General features: G+C 26.6%; 1 protein-coding gene. It reads left to right on the forward strand.

Going from position 1 to position 715, the window contains the following annotated elements; all coding sequences use genetic code 11:
• Positions 1-715: transposase (locus tag ABGF45_RS08375; RefSeq protein WP_167554161.1), on the forward strand; the 715-nt coding region annotated here is incomplete at both ends.

Consider the following 715-nt stretch of genomic DNA (forward strand, 5'->3'; position numbering starts at 1 on the left):
GATGAAAAACAACATGAAGACACCATATTTTTCAAAGAAAGATGGATAAATGAAAAAGGACTTGAGCAACGATTGATTGTCTCATATTCAATCAAACAAAGAAATTATCAAAGATATATTAGAGAAAAACAAGTTGAACGAGCAAAAGAGATGATTAATACGCCTAGTAAGATAAAAGATAGAAATCAAAACTCTCCAAAAAGATTTATAGATGAAACTAATGTTACAACTGATGGAGAAATCTGCAATAAAAAGATATTAAATCTAAATGAGAACAAAGTAAAAAAAGAAGAAATATTTGATGGTTTCTACGCTACCTACACAAATTTAGAAAAAGATATTAATGAGATTATTCATATTAACAAGATGAGATGGCAAATTGAGTCATGTTTTAGAACTATGAAAACAGAATTTAAAACTAGACCTGTATATCTTAGAAATGACAATAGAATAGAAGCACATTTTTTAACTTGTTTTCTCTCACTATTAATCTTAAAAATTATTCAGATAAAGACTAAAAATGAACATTCTGAAGAAGAAATTTTATCAACATTAAGATCGATGAATGTACACAAATTAAGAGATTTAGGATATCTAGGCTCATACACAAGAACAGAGATTACAGATGATTTACACGAGTCATTTGGATTTAGAACAGACAAAGAATTTATTTCTAAAAAAACTATGAAAAAAATATTGAAAAAGACGAAAAAAG

This window comes from Helcococcus sp. KG196 (assembly GCF_046035495.1).
In the GTDB taxonomy this organism is placed as follows: Bacteria; Bacillota; Clostridia; order Tissierellales; family Peptoniphilaceae; genus Helcococcus; species Helcococcus ovis.